The sequence below is a fragment of the Parabacteroides sp. D25 genome (assembly GCF_000307475.1).
In the GTDB taxonomy this organism is placed as follows: domain Bacteria; phylum Bacteroidota; class Bacteroidia; order Bacteroidales; family Tannerellaceae; genus Parabacteroides; species Parabacteroides distasonis.
Window position 1 is genome coordinate 737,291 of the sequence record NZ_JH976501.1, and the last position, 20,353, is coordinate 757,643.

General features: G+C 43.1%; 19 protein-coding genes. 7 read left to right on the plus strand and 12 right to left on the minus strand.

Going from position 1 to position 20,353, the window contains the following annotated elements:
* Positions 1-31: 31 nt before the first annotated feature.
* Positions 32-1,909 (minus strand): tRNA uridine-5-carboxymethylaminomethyl(34) synthesis enzyme MnmG, encoded by a 1,878-nt coding sequence (gene mnmG, locus HMPREF0999_RS06395; protein ID WP_009275487.1) that lies wholly within the window; start codon positions 1,907-1,909, stop codon positions 32-34.
* A 118-nt stretch (positions 1,910-2,027) separates the two neighbouring features.
* On the opposite strand from mnmG, the gene HMPREF0999_RS06400 reads away from it, so the two are divergent.
* Positions 2,028-3,176, plus strand: coding sequence for a metallophosphoesterase (locus HMPREF0999_RS06400; protein ID WP_009275488.1), 1,149 nt, complete (start codon positions 2,028-2,030; stop codon positions 3,174-3,176).
* Positions 3,177-3,321: 145 nt separating this feature from the next.
* A complete protein-coding gene (locus HMPREF0999_RS06405; RefSeq protein WP_009275489.1) occupies positions 3,322-3,960 on the plus strand; it encodes a porin family protein in 639 nt (212 codons plus the stop codon).
* Here the strand turns inward: HMPREF0999_RS06405 and HMPREF0999_RS22640 are convergent.
* The 4 genes from HMPREF0999_RS22640 to HMPREF0999_RS06420 form a co-directional block, all read right to left on the minus strand.
* Complete coding sequence (locus HMPREF0999_RS22640; RefSeq protein ID WP_009275490.1) at positions 3,933-4,106, minus strand: hypothetical protein; 174 nt, start codon at positions 4,104-4,106, stop codon at positions 3,933-3,935. The genes HMPREF0999_RS06405 and HMPREF0999_RS22640 overlap by 28 nt on opposite strands.
* 20 nt (positions 4,107-4,126) lie before the next feature.
* Positions 4,127-4,933: a KilA-N domain-containing protein gene (locus HMPREF0999_RS06410; RefSeq protein WP_005860454.1), complete on the minus strand. Its 807-nt coding sequence runs from the start codon at positions 4,931-4,933 to the stop codon at positions 4,127-4,129.
* A gap of 53 nt (positions 4,934-4,986) precedes the next feature.
* Entirely contained in the window at positions 4,987-5,415 is a 429-nt protein-coding gene (gene ybeY, locus HMPREF0999_RS06415) for an rRNA maturation RNase YbeY (RefSeq protein WP_005860456.1), read from the minus strand.
* A gap of 90 nt (positions 5,416-5,505) precedes the next feature.
* Positions 5,506-6,735 carry a nucleoside recognition domain-containing protein gene (locus HMPREF0999_RS06420; RefSeq protein WP_005863819.1) on the minus strand — a complete coding sequence of 410 codons (1,230 nt, stop codon included), beginning with the start codon at positions 6,733-6,735 and terminating at the stop codon, positions 5,506-5,508.
* Positions 6,736-6,819: 84 nt separating this feature from the next.
* On the opposite strand from HMPREF0999_RS06420, the gene HMPREF0999_RS06425 reads away from it, so the two are divergent.
* Genes HMPREF0999_RS06425 through HMPREF0999_RS06445 form a run of 5 tightly spaced genes read left to right on the plus strand, consistent with a single transcriptional unit; the run spans position 6,820 to position 10,692 of the window.
* On the plus strand, positions 6,820-7,779 hold the full coding sequence (locus tag HMPREF0999_RS06425) for a 2-hydroxyacid dehydrogenase family protein (protein WP_009275491.1): 960 nt from the start codon (positions 6,820-6,822) through the stop codon (positions 7,777-7,779).
* Positions 7,776-8,483, plus strand: coding sequence for a DNA alkylation repair protein (locus tag HMPREF0999_RS06430; protein ID WP_005860462.1), 708 nt, complete (start codon positions 7,776-7,778; stop codon positions 8,481-8,483). The genes HMPREF0999_RS06425 and HMPREF0999_RS06430 overlap by 4 nt, the downstream gene beginning before the upstream one ends.
* 1 nt (position 8,484) lies before the next feature.
* A complete protein-coding gene (locus HMPREF0999_RS06435; protein WP_005860465.1) occupies positions 8,485-9,231 on the plus strand; it encodes a TIGR02757 family protein in 747 nt (248 codons plus the stop codon).
* A 6-nt stretch (positions 9,232-9,237) separates the two neighbouring features.
* Complete coding sequence (locus tag HMPREF0999_RS06440; protein WP_005860467.1) at positions 9,238-9,840, plus strand: TIGR00730 family Rossman fold protein; 603 nt, start codon at positions 9,238-9,240, stop codon at positions 9,838-9,840.
* Positions 9,841-9,861: 21 nt separating this feature from the next.
* The gene (locus tag HMPREF0999_RS06445; RefSeq protein ID WP_005860469.1) at positions 9,862-10,692 is read left to right on the plus strand and encodes an MBL fold metallo-hydrolase; all 831 of its coding nucleotides are present in this window, start codon (positions 9,862-9,864) and stop codon (positions 10,690-10,692) included.
* 124 nt (positions 10,693-10,816) lie between these two features.
* Here HMPREF0999_RS06445 and HMPREF0999_RS06450 read toward each other — a convergent pair whose 3' ends face one another.
* From HMPREF0999_RS06450 to HMPREF0999_RS06480, 7 genes are all read right to left on the minus strand, one after another.
* Positions 10,817-12,385, minus strand: coding sequence for a thiol-activated cytolysin family protein (locus HMPREF0999_RS06450; protein ID WP_009275492.1), 1,569 nt, complete (start codon positions 12,383-12,385; stop codon positions 10,817-10,819).
* A 7-nt stretch (positions 12,386-12,392) separates the two neighbouring features.
* Entirely contained in the window at positions 12,393-13,511 is a 1,119-nt protein-coding gene (locus HMPREF0999_RS06455) for a thiol-activated cytolysin family protein (RefSeq protein WP_005860474.1), read from the minus strand.
* A gap of 65 nt (positions 13,512-13,576) precedes the next feature.
* Entirely contained in the window at positions 13,577-14,347 is a 771-nt protein-coding gene (locus HMPREF0999_RS06460) for a DUF4377 domain-containing protein (protein ID WP_005860476.1), read from the minus strand.
* A 219-nt stretch (positions 14,348-14,566) separates the two neighbouring features.
* Entirely contained in the window at positions 14,567-15,820 is a 1,254-nt protein-coding gene (locus tag HMPREF0999_RS06465) for an aminotransferase class I/II-fold pyridoxal phosphate-dependent enzyme (protein WP_009275493.1), read from the minus strand.
* 170 nt (positions 15,821-15,990) lie between these two features.
* On the minus strand, positions 15,991-16,602 hold the full coding sequence (locus HMPREF0999_RS06470) for a Crp/Fnr family transcriptional regulator (RefSeq protein WP_009275494.1): 612 nt from the start codon (positions 16,600-16,602) through the stop codon (positions 15,991-15,993).
* Positions 16,603-17,063: 461 nt separating this feature from the next.
* On the minus strand, positions 17,064-18,254 hold the full coding sequence (locus tag HMPREF0999_RS06475) for a cyclically-permuted mutarotase family protein (protein ID WP_009275496.1): 1,191 nt from the start codon (positions 18,252-18,254) through the stop codon (positions 17,064-17,066).
* A 3-nt stretch (positions 18,255-18,257) separates the two neighbouring features.
* Entirely contained in the window at positions 18,258-20,333 is a 2,076-nt protein-coding gene (locus HMPREF0999_RS06480; RefSeq protein ID WP_009275497.1) for a GDSL-type esterase/lipase family protein, read from the minus strand.
* Positions 20,334-20,353: the final 20 nt, after the last annotated feature.

Genomic DNA, 20,353 nt, shown 5'->3' on the forward strand with positions numbered 1-20,353 from the left:
TTAATATGTTTCACGTGGAACATTTCGTGTTTTATCTTCCGAGTAGTACCAAAAGGATGTTGATGTCGCTAGGGGAAATACCCGGGATGCGGCTCGCTTGAGCGATCGTGTCGGGATCTATCCGGGTCAATTTCTGGCGGGCTTCCGTAGATAAAGACTGGATCGAGTTGTAATCGAATTTACCCTTGATCCGGATATTCTCTAAACGGTTTATCTTATCCGCTATGATTTGTTCTCGCTTGATGTAGCCGCTATACTTAATCAATATCTCAGCGGCCTCGATGATCTCTTCCTTACGGGAGGCCGGGACTTTGTCCAGCTCCGCACGAAGGGCCGGAACTAGATCTGCGAGGTTTTCCAATGTAGTCTGCGGACGGAGTACGACATCGAATAATTTGCAACCATGGGATAGGGGGGCTGTGCCCAGTTTTTCCAAACCGCTATTTATATATTGAGGCTTTACGGAGTAGGTCTCCGCGAAACGGATGATAGCGTCACGGCTCTCTTTTTTCTCTCGCAGTAAATCGTAGCGGTCTTGTTTGGCCAATCCCATTTGGTAGGATTTCTCGGTGAGTCGCATATCTGCGTCGTCTTGGCGCAGTAAGATGCGGTACTCCGCACGAGAGGTAAACATACGGTAAGGCTCGTCTACGCCTTTTGTTACCAAATCATCGATAAGGACACCGATATAAGCCTCATCCCTTCCGAGGATAAAAGGTTGTCCGCCGTGGCAATTGATGTGGGCGTTGATACCCGCTACCAAACCTTGTCCGCCGGCTTCCTCGTATCCGGTAGTCCCGTTGATCTGTCCGGCGAAGAAAAGATTTCGGATTTGTTTGGTCTCCAAATTGTGTCTTAGCTGAGTCGGGTCGAAGAAATCGTATTCAATCGCATATCCGGGACGATAGATTTGCACGTCACGGAAAGCGGGGATCGCTTGGAGCGCACGAAGCTGGATATCCAAGGGTAGGGAAGAGGAGAAGCCATTTAGGTAGTATTCCTGCGTGGTCTCGCCTTCCGGCTCTAGGAATAGTTGATGCTGCGTCTTGTCGGCGAACGTCACGATTTTCGTTTCGATACTAGGACAATAACGGGGACCGATACTTTTGATCTGTCCATTATAAAGAGGAGAGTCGGGGAGACCTTCCCGTAATATATCGTGGCAAGCCTCGTTCGTAAAGGTAGTCCAGCAACTCAATTGTTTTAATTTACGATGACTGGTATCCATGTAGGAGAACTTATGGAAATCGTTCTCCCCCGGTTGTTCCTCCATTTCATCGAAGTGAACGCTCCGGCCATCGATACGGACCGGTGTTCCGGTTTTCATACGATCTGTTTGGATACCTAAAGAGATGAGTTGCTCGGTAAGTCCGGTCGCCGCAGGCTCGGCGATACGTCCGCCCCGTATCTGGGTTCTTCCGATATGAAGCAGGCCGTTTAGGAAGGTCCCGTTCGTAAGCACCACCGCTCCGGCACGGAATACGACATTCATTCCCGTACGAACGCCGCAGACTTGTCCATGCTCGATAATCAGTTCTTGAACCATGTCCTGCCAGATGGATAGATTCGGCATATTCTCCAGCATGCCCCGCCAGCAATCGATAAAACGGGCACGGTCGCTTTGGGCACGCGGGCTCCACATGGCCGGTCCTTTGCTACGGTTTAACATACGGAATTGGATAGCGGTCTGGTCGGTCACGATTCCCATATATCCGCCTAGCGCGTCGATCTCTCGTACGATCTGTCCTTTGGCGATTCCCCCGACTGCCGGGTTACAACTCATCTGGGCGATCTTGTTCATGTCCATCGTGATCAAAAGCGTCTTTGATCCTAGATTCGCCGCGGCGGCGGCGGCTTCACAGCCGGCATGTCCTGCGCCTACTACTATTACGTCGTAATTGAAAGTCATTTTTATTCCCTTTTATTTTACGCGAAGATAGTGAGTGTTCGTGAAAGAATTCGTTTATATTTGTATAATAAATACATACATTGTTTTCAGGTTTAACGAACTAAAGATTTAAGCTGCTATGAATTCTATTCAATGCCGTATCCTTGTTTTCCTTGTTTTACTGACCTCTTGCTTCAGTCCGGTTTGTGGGAAAGATAAGAAACCTCGTCAAGCGATCGAGAAGTTATCGATCGATGGTCCCTATCTATTGAAAGCGGATGATGGTAGTATGCGTGCGATATCTGTAGATGGGAAAAGCCGGTTATTGGATAAGCATTATAAAAGTATACCTACCACCTTTTCATTCGAGGTGTTTTCCGATAACGGGGAGAGATTGTTTCCGGTAACCATACACTCCGTCTCTCGTCCGGAATGGAAAGATGTGCAACCTGAGAAGACGTTTGTTCTTTCAGATCCACATGCGAACTGGTCTTGTTTCGCCTCCCTGTTAAAGGCGGGAAAAGTGATCGATGCGGACTATAATTGGATTTTTGGGACTAACCAATTGGTGATAATCGGTGACGTCTTTGACCGGGGCGTGGATGTACTCCCTATCTATTGGTTGATCTACAAATTGGAGAAAGAAGCGGAAGATGCCGGTGGAAAAGTGACTTTCTTAATCGGAAATCATGAGACCATGGTTCTGGGAAATGATTTGCGATATACGAAGAAGAAATATACTCAATTGGCGGATACTTTAGGAATGACCTATCCGGAGCTTTGGCAGAAAAGCGAGTTGGGACATTGGTTGAAAACTCGTAACTCTATACAAGTGGTCGGAGATAACCTGTTTGTCCATGCTGGGTTGAGCAAGGAGTTTTTAGACCGGAATTACGATATCCCTACCGTGAATGAGATCGTGAGCGATGGTCTCTTCTTAACGAAAAAAGAACGTAATGCAGATAAAGGCTCCGATCTTTCTTTTATGTTCGCTACGTATGGACCGATCTGGTATCGGGGTATGGTACGTAGCGCAGATAAGTATCATCCGCTAGACCGGGATGATTTGCGGAAAATATTAGAGAAATATAATGTGAACCGCATCTTTGTAGGTCATACCATTTTCGATGATATCACGACTTTCTATCATTATAAAGTGATTGCCGTGAATGTTGATAATCAAGAAAACAAGGAGAAGGAACGAGGCCGTGGTGTCATGATCGAGAAAGACGGTTCTATGTTTGTCGTATATGATTCCGGAAAACAAGAGCCGTTATTAACCGAGTAATATTTGGTGCTTGAGCTGTCACGACTGCTACCATCATGGTAGAGGAAGAAGTGCCTCCCCTAATGTGAACTAATGAGATAGGGAGTGCAACTTTTATGTATCTTAAATCATCTATAAATATAGATATGTTTTAAATGTAGGAGTTATGAAAAAAGTTGTATTACTGTTTATCTTGTTTGTTTTCTCTTTGTCGCAAGCTGATGCTCAAGAGTTCCATTTTATTCCTAGGATTGGCTTGAATTTGGCAAATACTTATCCCGAAAGTTTTGCGGACATGCGTCCGGGGTTAAATATTGGTGTGGCGGAGGAAATACGTTTTAGCAAACTGTTTGCTTTAGAACCGGGTGTTTATTATTCTATGCAAGGTTATCAAAAAGAAAACGCTAAAGGCGAGACAGCCCGGCTAAAGGCGGATTATTTAAATATTCCTATTTACGCTAAATTTTATTTGTATCGGGGATTCCATCTTTTCGCGGGCCCACAAGTTGGCTTTAATATAAGGGCGAAAGCTTCGAATTATATTTTCGTCTCGGGTCCTACTCCGGTGCACCAGAGCGAGTACGATTTTTCCGGTGATAAAAAAGAAGAGATCCGAAATTGTGATTTCTCCGTTTCAATGGGGCTTGGCTATACCTTTGACATGGGATTAGTTATCTCCGCCAATTATAATTTAGGATGTACTCATTTCTTTAAGGAGCCGGAATACTCATTCGGTGGAAGCAATCATTTTAGGGGAAAAGATCATAATGGGGTTATTCAATTCAATCTAGGATGGCGTTTCTGATCTCCAGTAAATCGTGAATTAAGAGAGATCGCTTGTTCCTCGTTCAGCCTTGCGGCATGGCTACACAGGCAATGGACTGCTTTCGGGCATTGCTCGTCCGTGGCGTAGCAATACGTGTAATCGTAAGGTATGTCTTCTGTTTTCATGTTGTCTGTATTATTTTTATTTATTTCAACAATAGTCTGCTCTCAACCGCCTCTAATATCTTCATTTGCTGGATCGCTATTTGATTAAGCTTTATTAGTCGTTCACGCTGGGTAAGTCCTTCATCAATAAATACAGCATTCAGGCTTTCCATATTCGATAAACAGATAAGTTCATTAATAGTCGCATAGTCACGAATGTTACCTTTTAATTCGGGATTGGCTTCCCGCCATTGTTTAGCGGTTGTGCCGAATAGAGCGACATTAAGAATATCGGCTTCGTTTGCGTATATAAAGCTTACCTGTTGCGGGGTTAACTCTATGGGGATGAGATTATGCTTGATAGCGTCGGTATGGATGTGATAGTTTATTTTGGAGAGTTCTCGTTTGGCAGTCCAGCCGATTTGTTTCTGTTCCTCTTCTTTTAGGCGTTGAAACTCTTTAACGATATATAATTCAAATTCAACAGAGATCCAACTTGCGAATTTGAAAGCTATATCCTTATGAGCAAAGGTGCCTCCATATCTTCCGGATTTGGAGATAATACCAATTGCCGCTGTTGTATTTATCCATTTTTGTGGAGAAAGGGTAAAAGCATTTAACCCTGCTTCCTTTTTAAACCCCTCGAATTCGAGGGGTTTAAAATTAGGATTATATAAACTTTCCCATATACCTAAATATTCAATGGTATTACGATTACGCATCCAATTGCCAATTACTGCTGTCGGATCATCGCTTTTGTACTTTGCGATGTCGGTAAGTGAGATATAGTCATTCTTATTTATAGATATGATCATGACACTTGTATTTTGGACTGTGATTTTCTCCATAATTTTCTTCAGATAAGATTTGTAGTATAAATTTGTTTCTGGTTAACATCTCTTTACCGACATTCCTCCGGCAAGATCGCTAACGCTCTGTTCTCGTTCTCCTCCATGATCTCCCGCTCGCCGGGGCCTTTGTCGTTGATACCGCAAAGGTGCAGGATGCCGTGGATGATGGTACGGTGGAGTTCCTCGTTATAATCCGTGTGGAATGTCTCGGCGTTTGTCCTGACCGTATCGAGGCTGATGAACAGGTCACCCGAGATCTTATTTCCTTCCGTATAATCAAAGGTGATGATATCCGTGTAATAATCGTGTTGGAGATATTGGCGGTTTACCTCCAAGATCTTCTCGTCCGAGCAGAAGATGTAACTGATATCGCCTGTCTTCTTCCCGTAGGTCTCGGCCACCGCCTTGATCCATCCGCTGACCGCTTTTTTCTTGATTGCCGGGAGCTGGATATCCTCGGCGTAATATGCTATTGCCATAAGGTCTATTTATCGTATTGAAATTTCGTTACAAATGTAATCATTCGATTTTAAATAGATTCATTTCAAATCTATTGATTGTATAGAATGTTAAAAGAACAGGTAAGCCATCGCTATCGCCGCTATCGCCCCGGCCAGATCCGCTAACAAGGCGCATTGCACCGTATAGCGGGTATTACGGATACCTACGCTACCGTAGTAAAGAGCAACTACATAGAATGTCGTATCGCAAGAGCCCTGAACGATGGATGACAGGCGACCGACGAAAGAGTCCGCTCCATACGTGTTCATGGCGTCCAGCATCATGCCCCTAGCCCCGCTCCCGCTTAACGGTTTCATCAACATGGTAGGTAGCGCTTCCACGAAATCCGTGTTGAGCCCTATCGAAGCAATGCCGAAACGAACGCCTTGTATGATGAAATCCATCGCTCCGGAAGCCCGGAAGACACCGATACCTACTAGGATAGCTACCAGATAAGGAATAATCGTTATAGCAGTCTGGAAACCTTCTTTCGCCCCTTCTATAAAAGCATCATATACATTGATCTTTTTACGCATGCCGCTGATGATAAATCCGCAGATAATGGTAAAAAGAAGCGTGTTGGCGAATAAAGTCGAATACAAGGAAACTTGCTCCTGTTCCATCGAGTTAAATAGCCATACCAGGCCTCCGATAAATAATCCCAGTCCCCCGAAAAACAGGATTAGGTTCCGTTGGAGGATATTGATCTTCTGCCGTACGCAAACCGCTAAAATAGCGACTAAGGTTGATGTGAATGTAGCGAGCATGATCGGCAGGAATACGTCTGATGGATTCGCCGCTCCTAACTGCGCCCGGTACATCATGATGGTGATCGGGATCAAGGTCAGTCCCGAGGCATTGATGCATAAGAACATCACCATGGAGTTGCTGGCGGATTCTTTATTCGGGTTTAATTCCTGTAACTGTTGCATGGCTTTCAATCCCATTGGCGTGGCGGCATTATCCAGTCCCAGTAAATTTGCCGATAGGTTCATGAAGATAGAACCGGTCACGGGATGGTCTCTTGGGATATCCGGAAAAAGCTTGCTGAATACGGGAGCCGCCAATCGTGCGAACGCTTGTATCACCCCCCCCTTCTCGCCGATCTTCATGATGCCCAGCCAAAGCGACAAAATCCCCGTTAATCCTAACGAAATCTCGAAACCCGTCTTGGCCGAGGCGAAAGAAGCGTTGATAATCTCGGTAAAAACAGCGGTATCCCCACCTATGACCAATTTACCGATAGCCACTACAAAAGCGATTAAGAAAAAAGCGATCCAAATATAGTTTAGTACCATAATAAATATATATTGGTCACAAATTTAGGAATTAATTGCCAATTGATTTGTATTTTTGCTTTTTGAATAACAAATAGATCCAAGATGAAGATATTAGTGACATACGACATGTTCCGCAAGGGATTTACCGAGTTGGAAAGTAAGTACGAGGTAACCTTTCCCGAAGGAAGAGATTTTACGTATGAGGAGGTTTTCGAGATGATACCGGAGTACGATGTGCTCTGCTCCATGTTCGATTTCCCGGTAAACAAAGAGTTGATCGACCATGCGTCGAAATTGCGGCTGATCGCTAACTACGCCGTTGGTTATAATAATATCGATGTGGCCTACGCCCTCGAGAAAGGTTTGACGGTGGCGAATACGCCTGATCCTGTCACGGCCCCTACCGCCAATATCGCTTTAGGCTTGATGCTGGATACCGCCCGGCGTATCACGGAATGTGATCGTAAGCTGCGTACGCTTGGTAAGGACATGAAGGTCGGTGTACTGGAGAACCTCGGTATGCCGGTTACCGGACAGACCTTGGGCATTATCGGTATGGGACGTATCGGCAAGGCCTTGGCGAAACGGGCGAATGCTTTGGGCATGGATGTGATCTACCACAATCGCCGTCAGCTTTGCATCGAGGACGAGACCAAATTGAATGTTACCTACGTCTCCAAGGAAGAGCTTCTGGCGAAAGCCGATTTCGTATCCTTGAACGCCCCTTATACCCCCGATACCTATCATATCCTCGGCGAGGAAGAGTTCAAGCAGATGAAGCCTTCCGCCATCCTGATCAACACGGCCCGTGGCCCGTTGGTGGATGAGCATGCCTTGGTAAAAGCCTTGCGAGAAGGTACGATTCATGGTGCCGGTTTGGATGTATTCGAGTTTGGAGACTATCCTCTCCCCGAGTTATTGGAAATGGACAACGTGGTATTAACCCCTCATATCGGCACCCAGACGATGGAAACCCGTATCATTATGGCACGCACGGTATGCAACAACGTGATCGGGTTCTTGGAGGGCAATCGTCCCGTATCACGGGTACTCCGGCCATGACGGCGGCGTTTATCCTATCCGAGCTACAGTCGGTCGGTACACCCGAGAAGGCGGTTCATTTGAGCCGCTTTTTCAAGACTGGTCCCGGTCAATATGGCGAGGGCGATCAGTTTCTCGGAGTGGTTGTCCCGCAAACCCGCAGCATAGCGAAGGCTAATAAGGCGACTCCTTTCGATGAGCTGCAGCTGTTGCTGGATAGTCCGTGGCATGAGGCACGTCTATGTGCCTTGCTGATTTTGGTCTATCGTTTCCAGGATCGGAAAGCGATGCCGGAAGAGCGGGAAGCCATCTTCCGATTCTATCTGAAGAATATGCGGCGTTGCAATAACTGGGATTTGGTAGATTTGACCTGTCGGGATATCGTCGGCGAATATTTGGTGGACAAAGATCGTTCCCTCCTCTACCGTTTGGCGGAAAGCGAGAATTTATGGGAACAACGGATCTCGATCGTCTCTACGTGGGCATTTATCCGTCGGAATGATTTTGGGGATACCTTGGAGTTATCCGAACGGTTGATCGGTCATAAACACGATTTGATGCATAAGGCGGTTGGGTGGATGCTGCGTGAGGTCGGCAAAAAGGAGCGGCAGACGCTTACCGATTTCTTGGAACGCAACGCTACTCGTCTTCCTCGTACGGCGCTTCGTTACGCTATCGAGCATTATCCGGAACCCGAGCGGCAATATTTTCTAAAGAAGAAATAACATGGATACAAAGACCATCTCTTTACTTCGTGAATGGGCGAAAACGTACAATACGGAATCGTTTATCAAGGATGATCCGGTTCGATTCCCCCATCGGTTTACGGAGAAACGGGATATTGAGATATCGGCTTTCCTGACGGCGTGGATCTCTTACGGTCGCAGGGCGCATATTCTCCAAAAAGCGGAAGAGCTACACCGGCTGATGGGCGAAAGTCCTTACGAGTTTATCCGTACCGGAGAGACTTCTTTCGCTCCCCTACGGAACCGCCCGGTTCGCAGGCGGGATACCTTTTACCGTTTTTATACCTATCATGATCTGCATCTCCTTTGTTGTCGCCTAAAGGATATATACGATACCTACGACTGTATGGAAGACGCTATGGCCGCCGCCGGTCCTTGCGAAGATCCTATCTTGCGGTTGCAACAACTTTTTGCTGATCTCAATGGCATTCCGGTCTTGCACGGGACTTCCGCTTGTAAGCGTCTGGCGATGTTCTTGCGTTGGATGGTGCGTACGGATGGTATCGTCGATCTCGGTATCTGGAGAACAGCCGTGCATCCCCGCCAATTAATCATCCCGTTGGATACGCATGTGCACCAGATCTCCTTGCGCTTGGGCTTGACAGGCCAAAAAACCGCTACCCTTCGTACGGCCCGTGAGATAACGGACGCATTGGCGAAAGTCTTCCCCGATGATCCTTGTCTGGGGGATTTCGCCTTATTTGGCTACGATATAAATCAAGAATAAAAAGATATGGAAGAAAAGAAGATAAATAACATCTCGTCTGTTTGTGTGTATTGCGCGTCCAGCACGAAGATTCCCCCGATTTATTTTGACGCCGCCAAGGAATTGGGGTGTCTTTTGGGAGAGCGAAAACTACGGGTAGTCAATGGTGCCGGGAATATCGGTTTGATGTGCACTGTCTCCGACGCTGCGTTAGCGGCTGGTGGAACGGTAACGGGCGTTATCCCCCATTTTATGGTGGAGCAGGATTGGTATCATAAAGGCTTGACCGAGTTGATTGAGGTCGAGACGATGCACGAACGTAAACAGCTCATGGCAAACCTCTCGGATGCGGTGATCGCCCTTCCCGGTGGATGCGGTACATTAGAGGAACTTCTGGAGATCATCACTTGGAAACAACTCGGTCTCTACCTCAATCCGATCGTAATCCTCAATATTAATCATTACTATGATCCCTTGTTGGAACTTTTGAGGAACGCCATGAACGAGAATTTCATGCGTCCCCAGCACGCCAAGATGTGGGCGGTAGCCGACACGCCGGAAGAAGCTATCCGTCTCATCTACGCCGAGCCGAAATGGGACGCAAGCCTTCGGAAGATCGCGGCGATTTAAATCTTAAAAATGAATATGATAATGAAAAAACTAGGTTTATTAATGATGTTGTTGCTCCTGTCAAGGATCGCTTTGTTCTGCCAGGCACAGACGGCGGGTATCGAGGAGAAGGAAGTGCTTAGGAATGAAGATGTGATTTTCCATCAGATTGATGAGCATACATGGTTTGGAACAGGTCATTTAATGGCGAACGAGAGCCTGTATCTGGTCGAGGGAGAAACGAAAGCGATCTTGATTGATGCAGGAACAAAGATCAAGGATTTGGATAAGCTAGTGGCTTCCATCACGGACAAGCCGGTTACGCTGGTCGCCACGCATGTGCATCCGGACCATACAGGCTCGGCTATCGATTATTTCCCGGAGATTTATATCAATCCGGCTGATACGATAGGTATACCGGAATTTATGCCGAATTATAAAGGCAAGGTCTGTTTCCTCACAGATGGCGAAATTCTAGATTTGGGTGGGCGTACCCTCGAAGTTGTCTTTACTCCCGGGCATACTCCCGGATCGACCACTTTTGTGGATAAGGATGCCGCTTATGGTTTTAGCGGCGATTCGTTCGGCTCCGGTAATCTATTGCTGGGAGTTGACTTCTCTACGCTAATATCTACTTGTAAGAAGATGAGTGCGGTGATCGAGAAATATGATATCAAATACCTCTACCCCGGACATTATTTCGGAATGAACAAGGAAACCCCTCAACGTGTAAAAGACATGATCACGATGAGCGAGGATATCCTGTCCGGCAAAGCACAAGGCGAGCCTAACCCACAAGGTATGTTGGGGCTAGACCGAGTATACACGAAGTATGGGGTTCGTATAAATTATAAGAAGGAGAGTATGAAATAAATATGAGAACAAGTAGATTTAGCATATATTAATCTTAATATATACAGAGGTTCAAGCTCCTATGATAGAAATACCCCCAAAGTTGTCTATTTAACTCTAGGGGTATTTTATTTTGGAATATTAATTATTCAAAATCCGAACAGTCATATTCATTTTGATTATGATAATCTATGAAACATGTATATTTCATATTTATAGGAGGTCGTACTTGATAAAATTTACCTGCTCTTAGGTAAAAATGGTCATTAGTCCAATTTCCTCGATCTAAATATGTAGTGCCTATTGTTTCTGTCATGCGATGACCATATGCAATTGGATACTCTATGCCTTTTGTTTGATTATGAAAAGTGAGGTTTTGATCTAGTTTTACCTCTCTTGCTTTACTAACACTATAATTAGGTCCAACATATTGTTGTAATATAAGGCGATTTATATTAAATCCAATATAGTTTTGGGCTATCGTTTTGATTGAACAGGCTTTATCTGCATAAAACCTTAAATAAACATTAGCATCAGTATACCATGATTTAACATTTCCACCTGATACATCTTTGGTTATATCATATTCAAGTCTTGCATAAACAGGATCACTGTCTATATCTATTTTGAAATTAATGCGATATGGAGAATCGTCACTATAGTTTGCAAAAGAACAAAAAATTGGTTTACCTGGTGAGGATGCTGAAAACTCTCCTCCCTCTGTAATATAATTTGTGAATTCTTTAATACCTCCTATAGTTTTAACTCCTGTGACCCCTGATCCTCCTGCTATGAAAACTTTCATTTCTGCGCTATTGAAAAAGGCTTCTTGCTCCTTTGTGAGTGTATTATTCTTGTTAATAAATAGCGAATTAAAAGTTTCTTTCACTAATTTGTTAGCTTTTTCATAATCGTAATTTGTTTCTAGTGTGAGAATACCTATTCTTCCATAGGCAATAGAGCTAACGTATACAGGTGAGTATCCTCCTGGCATAGTTCCTGAAATTAGACCATTACTAGGAATATCCATGTCTAATGTGAAATATTTCTGAATAAATTTTATGCAAAGTCCAGAGCTGCGTATGATTCTATATTTATTTTGATATTGCGCAGAAGAAGTTCCCCAAAACAATAATCCTGTATTTTCATTAGAGCCAAAAGTCATTTTTAATTCATCATATGATACAAATTTTTGAACATCAAAACTTAATGTTGCACTTTGTTTTCCTATATTATTTTGTTGCATTAGATCCATGACAAATTGTCTGATATTCAATAAAGAAGGCTCTTTTATAGTTCCTCCTACTTTTTTAGCAGGAAAAGAGACAGAGACATGGACCGGATTGTTTTTTACAGGTATTGGAGTAAATCGTGTCTCTGCAATGCTAGATGCTTCCAATATTGATCCCGGGTATATGTATCTATTCATATTGTCTGGTATTACCATTTCATCCGATCGGGCTGTAATTGTTCTTCCAAATCCATTTGCCCATGCAATATCGGAGATAATATTTACACTTTTTGTAATCGCTTTTTCTTCTAAAATATTTTTAGCAAGAAAAGGTATATGATTATGAGCTGTTATTGTGACAGTGGGTTCAGGATATTTCTCTAAGATTCCTTTAGTCTTATTATGAATAAGGCTATCATCATTTGAACATGATAATCCTCCAAATATGATGATTGTAAATAAAAATATTGATGTAATTCTCATAGTATAATTATTTATAAGGTATGTTTACTCTGAATTTTGCGTAGAATGGAGAATCATCACTTAAGTAGCTTGCTGAATAAAATATAGGATCTCCAGGAACATCCTTACTAAATTCTCCTCCAGCTATAATAAATTCCTTAAATCCATTAATTCCATCCACTGTTTTCACAGAATAGCTACCATCACCACTTATGATTGCAATTTTTAAGTCTGCTTCACTAATTATTTTCGTTTGTTCACTTGTTAGCTCTAATTTCCCATTTATTATTTTTGCATCAAAGGCTGCTTTTACTGCTACTCTTAATGAATCATATGCATAACTAGAATCGAACATCATTACTCCCATTCTTCCATAGGTTATTGAACTTATATAAACAGGATCGTATGGACCAACATTTGATAATTCATTATTGTTTTTTAAAAGGCATCCATCTGCTGGTAAATCTAAATCAACTGTGAAATTTTTTTGTATAAATTTAGCTACTAATCCACATTTCTTCCTGATCTTTCCTTGCGCAACACTTGTAGATATGTTAAAAACACTTGCAACGTCTATATTGCAATTAAATGCTAATTTTAATTCATTATAATAGGTGAACTGATTCATGTCATAGATAAATGAAACAATCTGTTTGCCTGTCATCCCTTCTTGATTCATTATTTTACTTAAAGATGTTCTTTGCGACTGCAAGCTGGGCTTCTCTATTATATCTCCTACAATCTTAGCAGGAAAAGAGTAGGATATATAAAGAGGGTCTAATTCGTTTGTTAAGCGTTGAAAACGCTGTTCTTCTAGCGAGCCACCTTTCAGTAATGATCCCAAATAGATGTATCTCATTGTATTGGCTGTTGTACCGTGTTCATTTGTTTCATATATGAGTGAATGACCTTTTTTATCCGGCCAAACACTATCCTTAATGAGAAAGGTAGATCGTGTGGTTGCATTTAAAAGAGCTAAGTGTTCTTTACTGCCAGTTTCAATGTCTATGACTTTCTGAGGATATTTGGATAGTGTTAAGACTTGATCCTTTTTACTATTGTCTGGATTTTTGTATATATCTTCATTGTCAACGCATGAAGAAACTACAAGTGAAGCAGTTAGTAAGATAAAGATTTCTTTTTTCATGATAATATATATTTATAAGGTGAATAATTGCTGTGTTAATTTTGTTGCATTTTAATATAGGATCTTTATATATCAAATGTTCCAATTGAAATATTTATGATCGGAAGGATAAGATACTGCTCTCCTTTAGTTTGTGGTTGCTCAAATATTTGCTCATAGATTGGAGATGGTTTTAGGTCAAAATTTAAATTTGCATTTTTAGTGTAAAAAGCACAAAACCATTCAGGAATTCCATTCATGTTGTATGCTCCATATCTCTCGATAATTATTTTGTAAAAACCGATTTCTTTCCCTTCTTTTACTATATTAGTAATACCTCCATAATTAGTTCCAATCTTATATTTTAATCCTTTTAAAGGATGGTGCTCTTTTTCTGATAATTTGTTGTTAATATATTTTTCTTTTATACATTGCAGAGGTATTTCGAATCTGCCTCCGGCTGAATGTAGTATGAAGGGATTTTCTTTAGTTATAATCAAATATTTAAAATCTACTTTGTTTTTTGAGATTAACTCAATTAATTTGTATTTAGTCTGATTATTGTCAAAATTAGTATTAACGAGGGTCTTTTTTTCAACTAGTAATTCATACTCATACCCTTTTTCATAATGGAAACCCTCGATCGCAGAAATATTTATTTCTTGAAAATCGACTTGATTTTCTTCTTTTGCTAGTATATATTCATGATTTTCAATATCTTCATTTTGGATTCTATTTGTTTCTGATAAAAGAAATATTTTGACAGTTTCTGTTTTGATTAGAGGGGTGTCTTCTTTATTACAGCTGCTTGTATAAAGTGCTAATAATAATATATTTAATAAATGTCTAGTTTTCATATATTGAATTTTATGTATATTTGTGTAAATATTTACTTTGCTAAAGTAGATATTTATTGATTTTATAGTGATGAATATATATTAACTACTTGAGATGCCGTATGAATAAATGATAATTTTTATCATGATTGTTTTCTTTGTAAAAGTGAAGGTTTCTAAATTATTGATTTTTGCTGTAAATAACAAAGCTACTAATCTTTATATAATTTATAAATGTGATTATATTTGTGCTAGTTTGTATTTCTTCCTAATGTTTTCAAGGATACTAAATGTCTTATCCAACTCCTCCTTCGTATGCATAGCTGTTAAGCTGAAGCGAAGACGGGATAATTTTTCCGGTACAGCTGGATAACTGATTGGGTTTACATATATTCCTTGCTCAAATAGTATGCGAGCTGCTTCTTTCACATTGTGTTCATTACGTACCATTACGGGGAATATAGCTGATTCGGTATTACCATAATCAAGACCTAGGGTTTCAAGTCCGGTTTTAAAATATTCGATATTTTCGGCTAATGTATTTCTCCATTGGGGTTCTTGGTCAATCAGTTGGATGGCTTTTATTGCGGATGCGGCGGTTTGAGGTGTAGCGGCGGCGGAAAATATATTTTGTCTTGAATAATATCTGAGTAAAGTTATGATCTCTTTTCTTGCTATGGCATAACCTCCCACGCATCCGAAAGCTTTACTGAATGTTCCGGTTATCATGTCTACTTTGTCGAGAAGACCATAATCTTCAATAATTCCTCGGCCTGTTTTGCCTAATACACCAATACCATGAGCGTCATCAACAATGAGAAATGCGTCATGCTCTTTACATACGGCATAAATTTGATCAAGAAAGGCGATATCCCCATCTTGGGAGTAAACGCCATCAATAATTACAAAGCGATTTTTGAAGTTCTTTGAGTTGTTTAAGACATGTACTAAAGAATCAATGTTGTTGTGAAGGAATCTCTTTGTATTGGTACATAAACAACCGTCAAATACACTCGCATGAGTAAACATATCCATGATTGCGATATCTTCTTTATCCATCATGGCCAGTAATGTGCTGCAATTTGCGGCGTATCCGGATGTATAGGTTATCGCATACTCATTTTTCAAGAAATGAGCGATCTCTTGTTCTAACTGCTCATGCAAGAAATTGTGTCCTCCGATCAAAGGACTGGCCCCAGCTCCAGCTCCATATTGTTCAAGTGCGTCAATACCTGCTTTTATTACTTCCGGGTGATGCGATAGACCTAGATAGTCATTAGATACGAAACTGATCATTTCTTTTTCTTTATTTGAATATGGATCGACCACTTTCATATGGGCACTAGAACCGGTCAAAGAGATGACACGATAAGGTAAGTGCTGGATTTTATGTCTATATGATATATAATCATCAACCTGTTTTGCTCTGGTTAATAAGTCTTGACCTCTATTTTCGAAGTCTTTTAATGTCATGTTGTCAAATTCGTTTTGCATATAAACCCCTCTCTTTTAATTTGACAAAATTATTGACAGTTATTATATTATGAAATGAAACTATTTTAATTATTTACTTAGGTTTCTTACTTTATAAAGAAGATTAAACATAACAGATTCTCCATTATCATTCTCTAACGCAAAAGTGGAACGAAAAATAAGTTGCCTTATTAATGAACTTTTCTCCTTATTTGACTTAATCTTTGGGGGGTGACTCCTATGTAAGATGCCAAATATTTTAATGGTATATTATTAATTAGTTCTTTTTCTTTGGTTATAAGATCCTCATAAATAGCTTCGGCGGAGGAACCAAGTAGCAAGGTCTCTCTTGTTATTTTCCGGCATAAAGCATCTTCGAGAACAATTCTTGCAATCTTATTTATGTTTAGGGAGGTTTGATATAAATCAGCTAAGTCTAGCTTCGATAATTTCCAGATTACACAGTCTGTCAATGCTTGTATATGTATGAGTGATGGCTGATTTTCTTTAAGGGAAAAGTACGAGTTGGCGAATTCGCCCGGGAAAGAAAACCAAAAGGTGATTTCTTTGTCCGGATCACCATATTCTTGTGCAGTCCAATAGCGTAGGATACCACTTTCTATGAAATAAAGATATTTTTCGTAATCACCGATTCTTATGGTAAACTCGTTTTTCTTGATTTCTTCACGTTCGAAGTGTTCACAAAAAAGTTGTTGTTCTTCGGGTGTTAATCGTAGTCCTTTATTTAAGGAGTCTATAACGTTAACGGATTGCTCTATTAATAATGCGATGTTGGTTTTCATGTGTTTAGTATGTTTAGCTGGTTATGTTAATATATTCTAAGAACAAAGATAATGCTAAAAGCTGGATAATCAAGATTTATTCAAGGTAACTGCACCAAAATATCTATGAAATAGAGATTAGGAAGAAATACTGTTCAGATCTGATGATAAGGTAGGCTTATTGTATATTTCCATATACGCTCTTGTTTTCTGTCGTGTGATTCAGTAAAAACATGTACGTGTTTTCCGAAAAAACATGTACGACTTTTTCCAAAAACACGTACGTGTTTCGCGGAAAGTATAATCGTCTTTTTAAGATGTTTATGTTCAATGATTTATATAAGAACATTATTTACGTGCTTATTGTCTAGGATTTGCCTTGGGATACGTATGCTCTAAATAGACTCCGGATACTGAAAATCGGGTGGGAAAAGTAAACAGGGATCGTTGGCAAACTTACCAGCGATCCCACTAAATCCCTATTATAATTTCGCTTGATTCACTTGCGGCGTGCGGATACCCGGTTTCAATTCTCCGTTGATGATAGTTAACCGGCCATCTTGGATAACCGCTCCCGCTCCGGCACGGGCCAACTGCTCATATTCGCCCAGATCGCTCCATGCTTTCGTGGATAGGTCGTATTGAAGTAAGGTGGTATTGAATCGGTACCATTCTACCGGATGGTGCATATAGGCCTTGGCTTCGGCTTGCAGGCGGGTAATGGCCGCTGAATCTCGCGCCGCCTCCGCTTTCGCTAAATGGATCGGTCGGGCGATGGCGGCTAAGAAACAATCGTAGTTCACACCTCCCATAAATAAGATTTTATCCGTTTGGAAAGTCACGGCACAGCCTCCTGTTAGGGTACGGTTCGTTCCGTCCTTAAACGGGGGAAGAACGGTCTCTTGTTGCCAGGTAAAAGTTGCCGGGTCGAATACCAATACATCCGTCGGGACGATCGGTTCCTCTTCGTTTAGGATGGGCTGGAAGCCTCCGGCTAGATAAATACGTGTGCCGTTGGGACTTTCTCCGGCCGCTAATACCGGTTGTACACGGGCTGCTCCCGGGAAGTCCGGTAGTTGTTCCCATCCCTTTTCGATATTCGCGAGGTTGAGGCGTAAGAAGGTATGGCAGGGCTGTCCGTTCTCATTTCCCCCTGCTACGTAAATCTCCTGTCCGGTAAAAGCGGCCGAGAGATTATCCATTGGAGACGGTAAGGGGGGTAAGGCGCAAACCGCTACCTCTCCTTTCGTGGGGTTATAGGAGATGCGGGAGACCTCGACCAAGGAAGAATCACTGTTGTTTCCTCCGATGCAAACGATACCTTCCGGGGTGGAAACCGTAGCGCCGTAGGCGACGGGACGAGGCAGTCGGTCGATCTCTTTCCAGCCTTCGGGAAGAAGGACGAATATCTCGCTATAATATCGCTTGGCTCCTCCCTCGGTGACGGGTTTGTCCGGAAAGTTGCAACCTCCGGCAACGATCAATACGCCGTTATGGATGCCGGCGAACGGGGCGGAAACGCCAAGGGAAGCCGTATCGGCTGCTCCCGGTAGATCCGGTAATTTTGTCCAGTTTATCATGGTGTTCTGTTTTTTAGATACAGGCTGGCCGCATCCCGCTACGCAGAGTAGCAGGAGGAACAACCAGCCGGTGATTTGTTGTTTATTATGCATAGCTTATTCTTTTATTGCCCGGAACGTAGAGGCCGGCATGCCCGCCTCGTTTATAAGATTCGCTCTCGTGAAGGGTTGCCAGCCGTAGCGTACCAGCTTCGGGTGAGTCACTTGATCGTTCCACACCTTTACTTTCCCGTTCTCTACCACGGCTTGCGCCGGATAGTAAAGTCCTTCCTGCTCGGCGATCTCGAATGTACGGATGGGGTCCCCATCGGAGGTTGTCAAGCCCTTTGCGTAATCGAAAGTGATATAGGCGGCGTTATCGGTAAACGTTGCGCTGCGGAACAAAGGGCCGGATGGGATTACGTTATGTCCGTAGGTCTTGTTCAAGGCCCAATGTGCCAGTCGTTCGCCAATCTCTTTTTTTCGGGTAGGGTGAACGTTTAAAGAATCCCCGCGATCGCTACTAACGGCCATACCCGTATTCGATACGGTTTGCGCCAGGCGGCGTTGGCTGTCCCTGAACCAAGTCCAACTCGGGCGGTCTATGCTGGATAGTTGGACATAGTAGAAAGGCAGGTCTGCGTTCCAATTCTGGCGCCAGCTGTTCACCAATAGCGGGAATAATCGTTCGTGTACTTCCATATTATGGGCGTTCGATTCTCCTTGGTACCAAATAATCCCTTTGATGGGATATTGATGAAGGGGTTGGATACCCGCCTCGAACAGATAACAAGGCTCATACGGATGGCGTTGGAGCGGGTTGGATGCTTGCTTGATGTTTAAGGCCGCCCGTTCACGTACCCAATCTTGGATAAAGTCGTTCTTCGTCCAATCCTGTAAGATATCCGGAAACTCGAATTCCAGTGTTTTCCGGTCGATCCATGCCTCTGTAGGCGAGCCGCCAACAGCGTTCAATATCAATCCTACGGGTACTTGTAAGCTATCGGCCAGCATACGCCCGAAGGCAAATCCTATGGCCGAGAAGCGTGCGGTATTCCGCGTGTCGCATACTTCCCATTGGGTGTCGTGGTAATATTGCAGGCGGTTCAATGAATCCAGTACGGAAGCGTCCCATTCCACGGCGTAGGTCTCCCAGCGGGGCTTTAGGTCGAATAAACGGATTTGCGAGTGTTGTTTCACGTAATCCAATTGTTGCTGTTGTTCTTCCTTTACGCTCTCGTTTACCCGGAACGCCATGTTGGATTGTCCGGAGCATAGCCAGACTTCCCCGGCTACTACATCCCGATAGTTCAGCGTGCGGCTGGGGGTAGAAACCGTTAAGGTATAGGATTTCCCGCTTACCCGTAAGGGGTCGAGCGTGACAGTCCATTTCCCGTTCGTACCGGCTACGGTCTCCTTCCTTTGTCCGGCGAGGGTAACGGTTACTTTCTCCCCTTGGTTGGCGATACCAGATATAGGAAGCGGTTGATCCCGTTGCAAGACCATCCGGTCCGAATAGATGGCAGGAAGCTGTAATCCTCCGTAATCGCCGGTTAGCGCCCCATAAACGGTGCGGGCCAAGATACCGGCACCTTCAGCGTTGGGATGCAATGCGTCGGGCAATAGATCCGGACGGTCATATAATCCTTCCTGCAAATCGATCAAGGTTGCGCCGGCTATCCGGGCGATTTCTTCGATAAGCGCTTGCTCCATCCAGTACCAGTCTCTTGTACCGGATTTAAAACGAGAATGGCGGTGAGATATCGGAGTCATACGGCAAACCCATACCTTGCATCTCGGATTGGCTTTCCGGAAGGATTCGATCAAGGAAAGATAATCCCGAACGAAATCGTCCCGGTAATTCGGCCATGCCCGAGGGTCCGTATCGTTCAATCCCAGATGGATGATCACGTAATCCCCGGCAAACCTCAGTGCCTTTTGATACGCTTCTTGTTGGGTATAAGGACGATATCCCTTGTTTAATAAAGTAGCCCCGCTATGCCCGAAGTTCTCCACTTCGTAGGCATCTCCAAGCATCTGTTGCAATTGGGCCGGGTAGCAGTTTGTTTCCCTGTTCTTGATTCCGTAGCCGTAGGTCACGCTATTACCTACGCAAGCCACCTTGATCTTTTGCGCTTGGCTCATAAATGCGAAAGCGAGGAAGATGGATAAGATTCCTATTATTTTTCTCATTTCATTCAACCGAATTAGAC

What these genes read in the sequence shown, in the direction of transcription:
- mnmG (WP_009275487.1), bottom strand. Translation starts at nt 1,909, where the DNA reads ATGACTTTCAATTACGACGTAATAGTAGTAGGCGCAGGACATGCCGGC.
- HMPREF0999_RS06470 (WP_009275494.1), bottom strand. Translation starts at nt 16,602, where the DNA reads ATGAAAACCAACATCGCATTATTAATAGAGCAATCCGTTAACGTTATA.
- ybeY (WP_005860456.1), bottom strand. Translation starts at nt 5,415, where the DNA reads ATGGCAATAGCATATTACGCCGAGGATATCCAGCTCCCGGCAATCAAG.
- HMPREF0999_RS06400 (WP_009275488.1), top strand. Translation starts at nt 2,028, where the DNA reads ATGAATTCTATTCAATGCCGTATCCTTGTTTTCCTTGTTTTACTGACC.
- HMPREF0999_RS06475 (WP_009275496.1), bottom strand. Translation starts at nt 18,254, where the DNA reads ATGCATAATAAACAACAAATCACCGGCTGGTTGTTCCTCCTGCTACTC.
- HMPREF0999_RS06480 (WP_009275497.1), bottom strand. Translation starts at nt 20,333, where the DNA reads ATGAGAAAAATAATAGGAATCTTATCCATCTTCCTCGCTTTCGCATTT.
- HMPREF0999_RS06425 (WP_009275491.1), top strand. Translation starts at nt 6,820, where the DNA reads ATGAAGATATTAGTGACATACGACATGTTCCGCAAGGGATTTACCGAG.
- HMPREF0999_RS06410 (WP_005860454.1), bottom strand. Translation starts at nt 4,933, where the DNA reads ATGGAGAAAATCACAGTCCAAAATACAAGTGTCATGATCATATCTATA.
- HMPREF0999_RS06440 (WP_005860467.1), top strand. Translation starts at nt 9,238, where the DNA reads ATGGAAGAAAAGAAGATAAATAACATCTCGTCTGTTTGTGTGTATTGC.
- HMPREF0999_RS06405 (WP_009275489.1), top strand. Translation starts at nt 3,322, where the DNA reads ATGAAAAAAGTTGTATTACTGTTTATCTTGTTTGTTTTCTCTTTGTCG.
- HMPREF0999_RS06460 (WP_005860476.1), bottom strand. Translation starts at nt 14,347, where the DNA reads ATGAAAACTAGACATTTATTAAATATATTATTATTAGCACTTTATACA.
- HMPREF0999_RS06420 (WP_005863819.1), bottom strand. Translation starts at nt 6,735, where the DNA reads ATGGTACTAAACTATATTTGGATCGCTTTTTTCTTAATCGCTTTTGTA.
- HMPREF0999_RS06450 (WP_009275492.1), bottom strand. Translation starts at nt 12,385, where the DNA reads ATGAGAATTACATCAATATTTTTATTTACAATCATCATATTTGGAGGA.
- HMPREF0999_RS06465 (WP_009275493.1), bottom strand. Translation starts at nt 15,820, where the DNA reads ATGCAAAACGAATTTGACAACATGACATTAAAAGACTTCGAAAATAGA.
- HMPREF0999_RS06430 (WP_005860462.1), top strand. Translation starts at nt 7,776, where the DNA reads ATGACGGCGGCGTTTATCCTATCCGAGCTACAGTCGGTCGGTACACCC.
- HMPREF0999_RS06435 (WP_005860465.1), top strand. Translation starts at nt 8,485, where the DNA reads ATGGATACAAAGACCATCTCTTTACTTCGTGAATGGGCGAAAACGTAC.
- HMPREF0999_RS06455 (WP_005860474.1), bottom strand. Translation starts at nt 13,511, where the DNA reads ATGAAAAAAGAAATCTTTATCTTACTAACTGCTTCACTTGTAGTTTCT.
- HMPREF0999_RS22640 (WP_009275490.1), bottom strand. Translation starts at nt 4,106, where the DNA reads ATGAAAACAGAAGACATACCTTACGATTACACGTATTGCTACGCCACG.
- HMPREF0999_RS06445 (WP_005860469.1), top strand. Translation starts at nt 9,862, where the DNA reads ATGAAAAAACTAGGTTTATTAATGATGTTGTTGCTCCTGTCAAGGATC.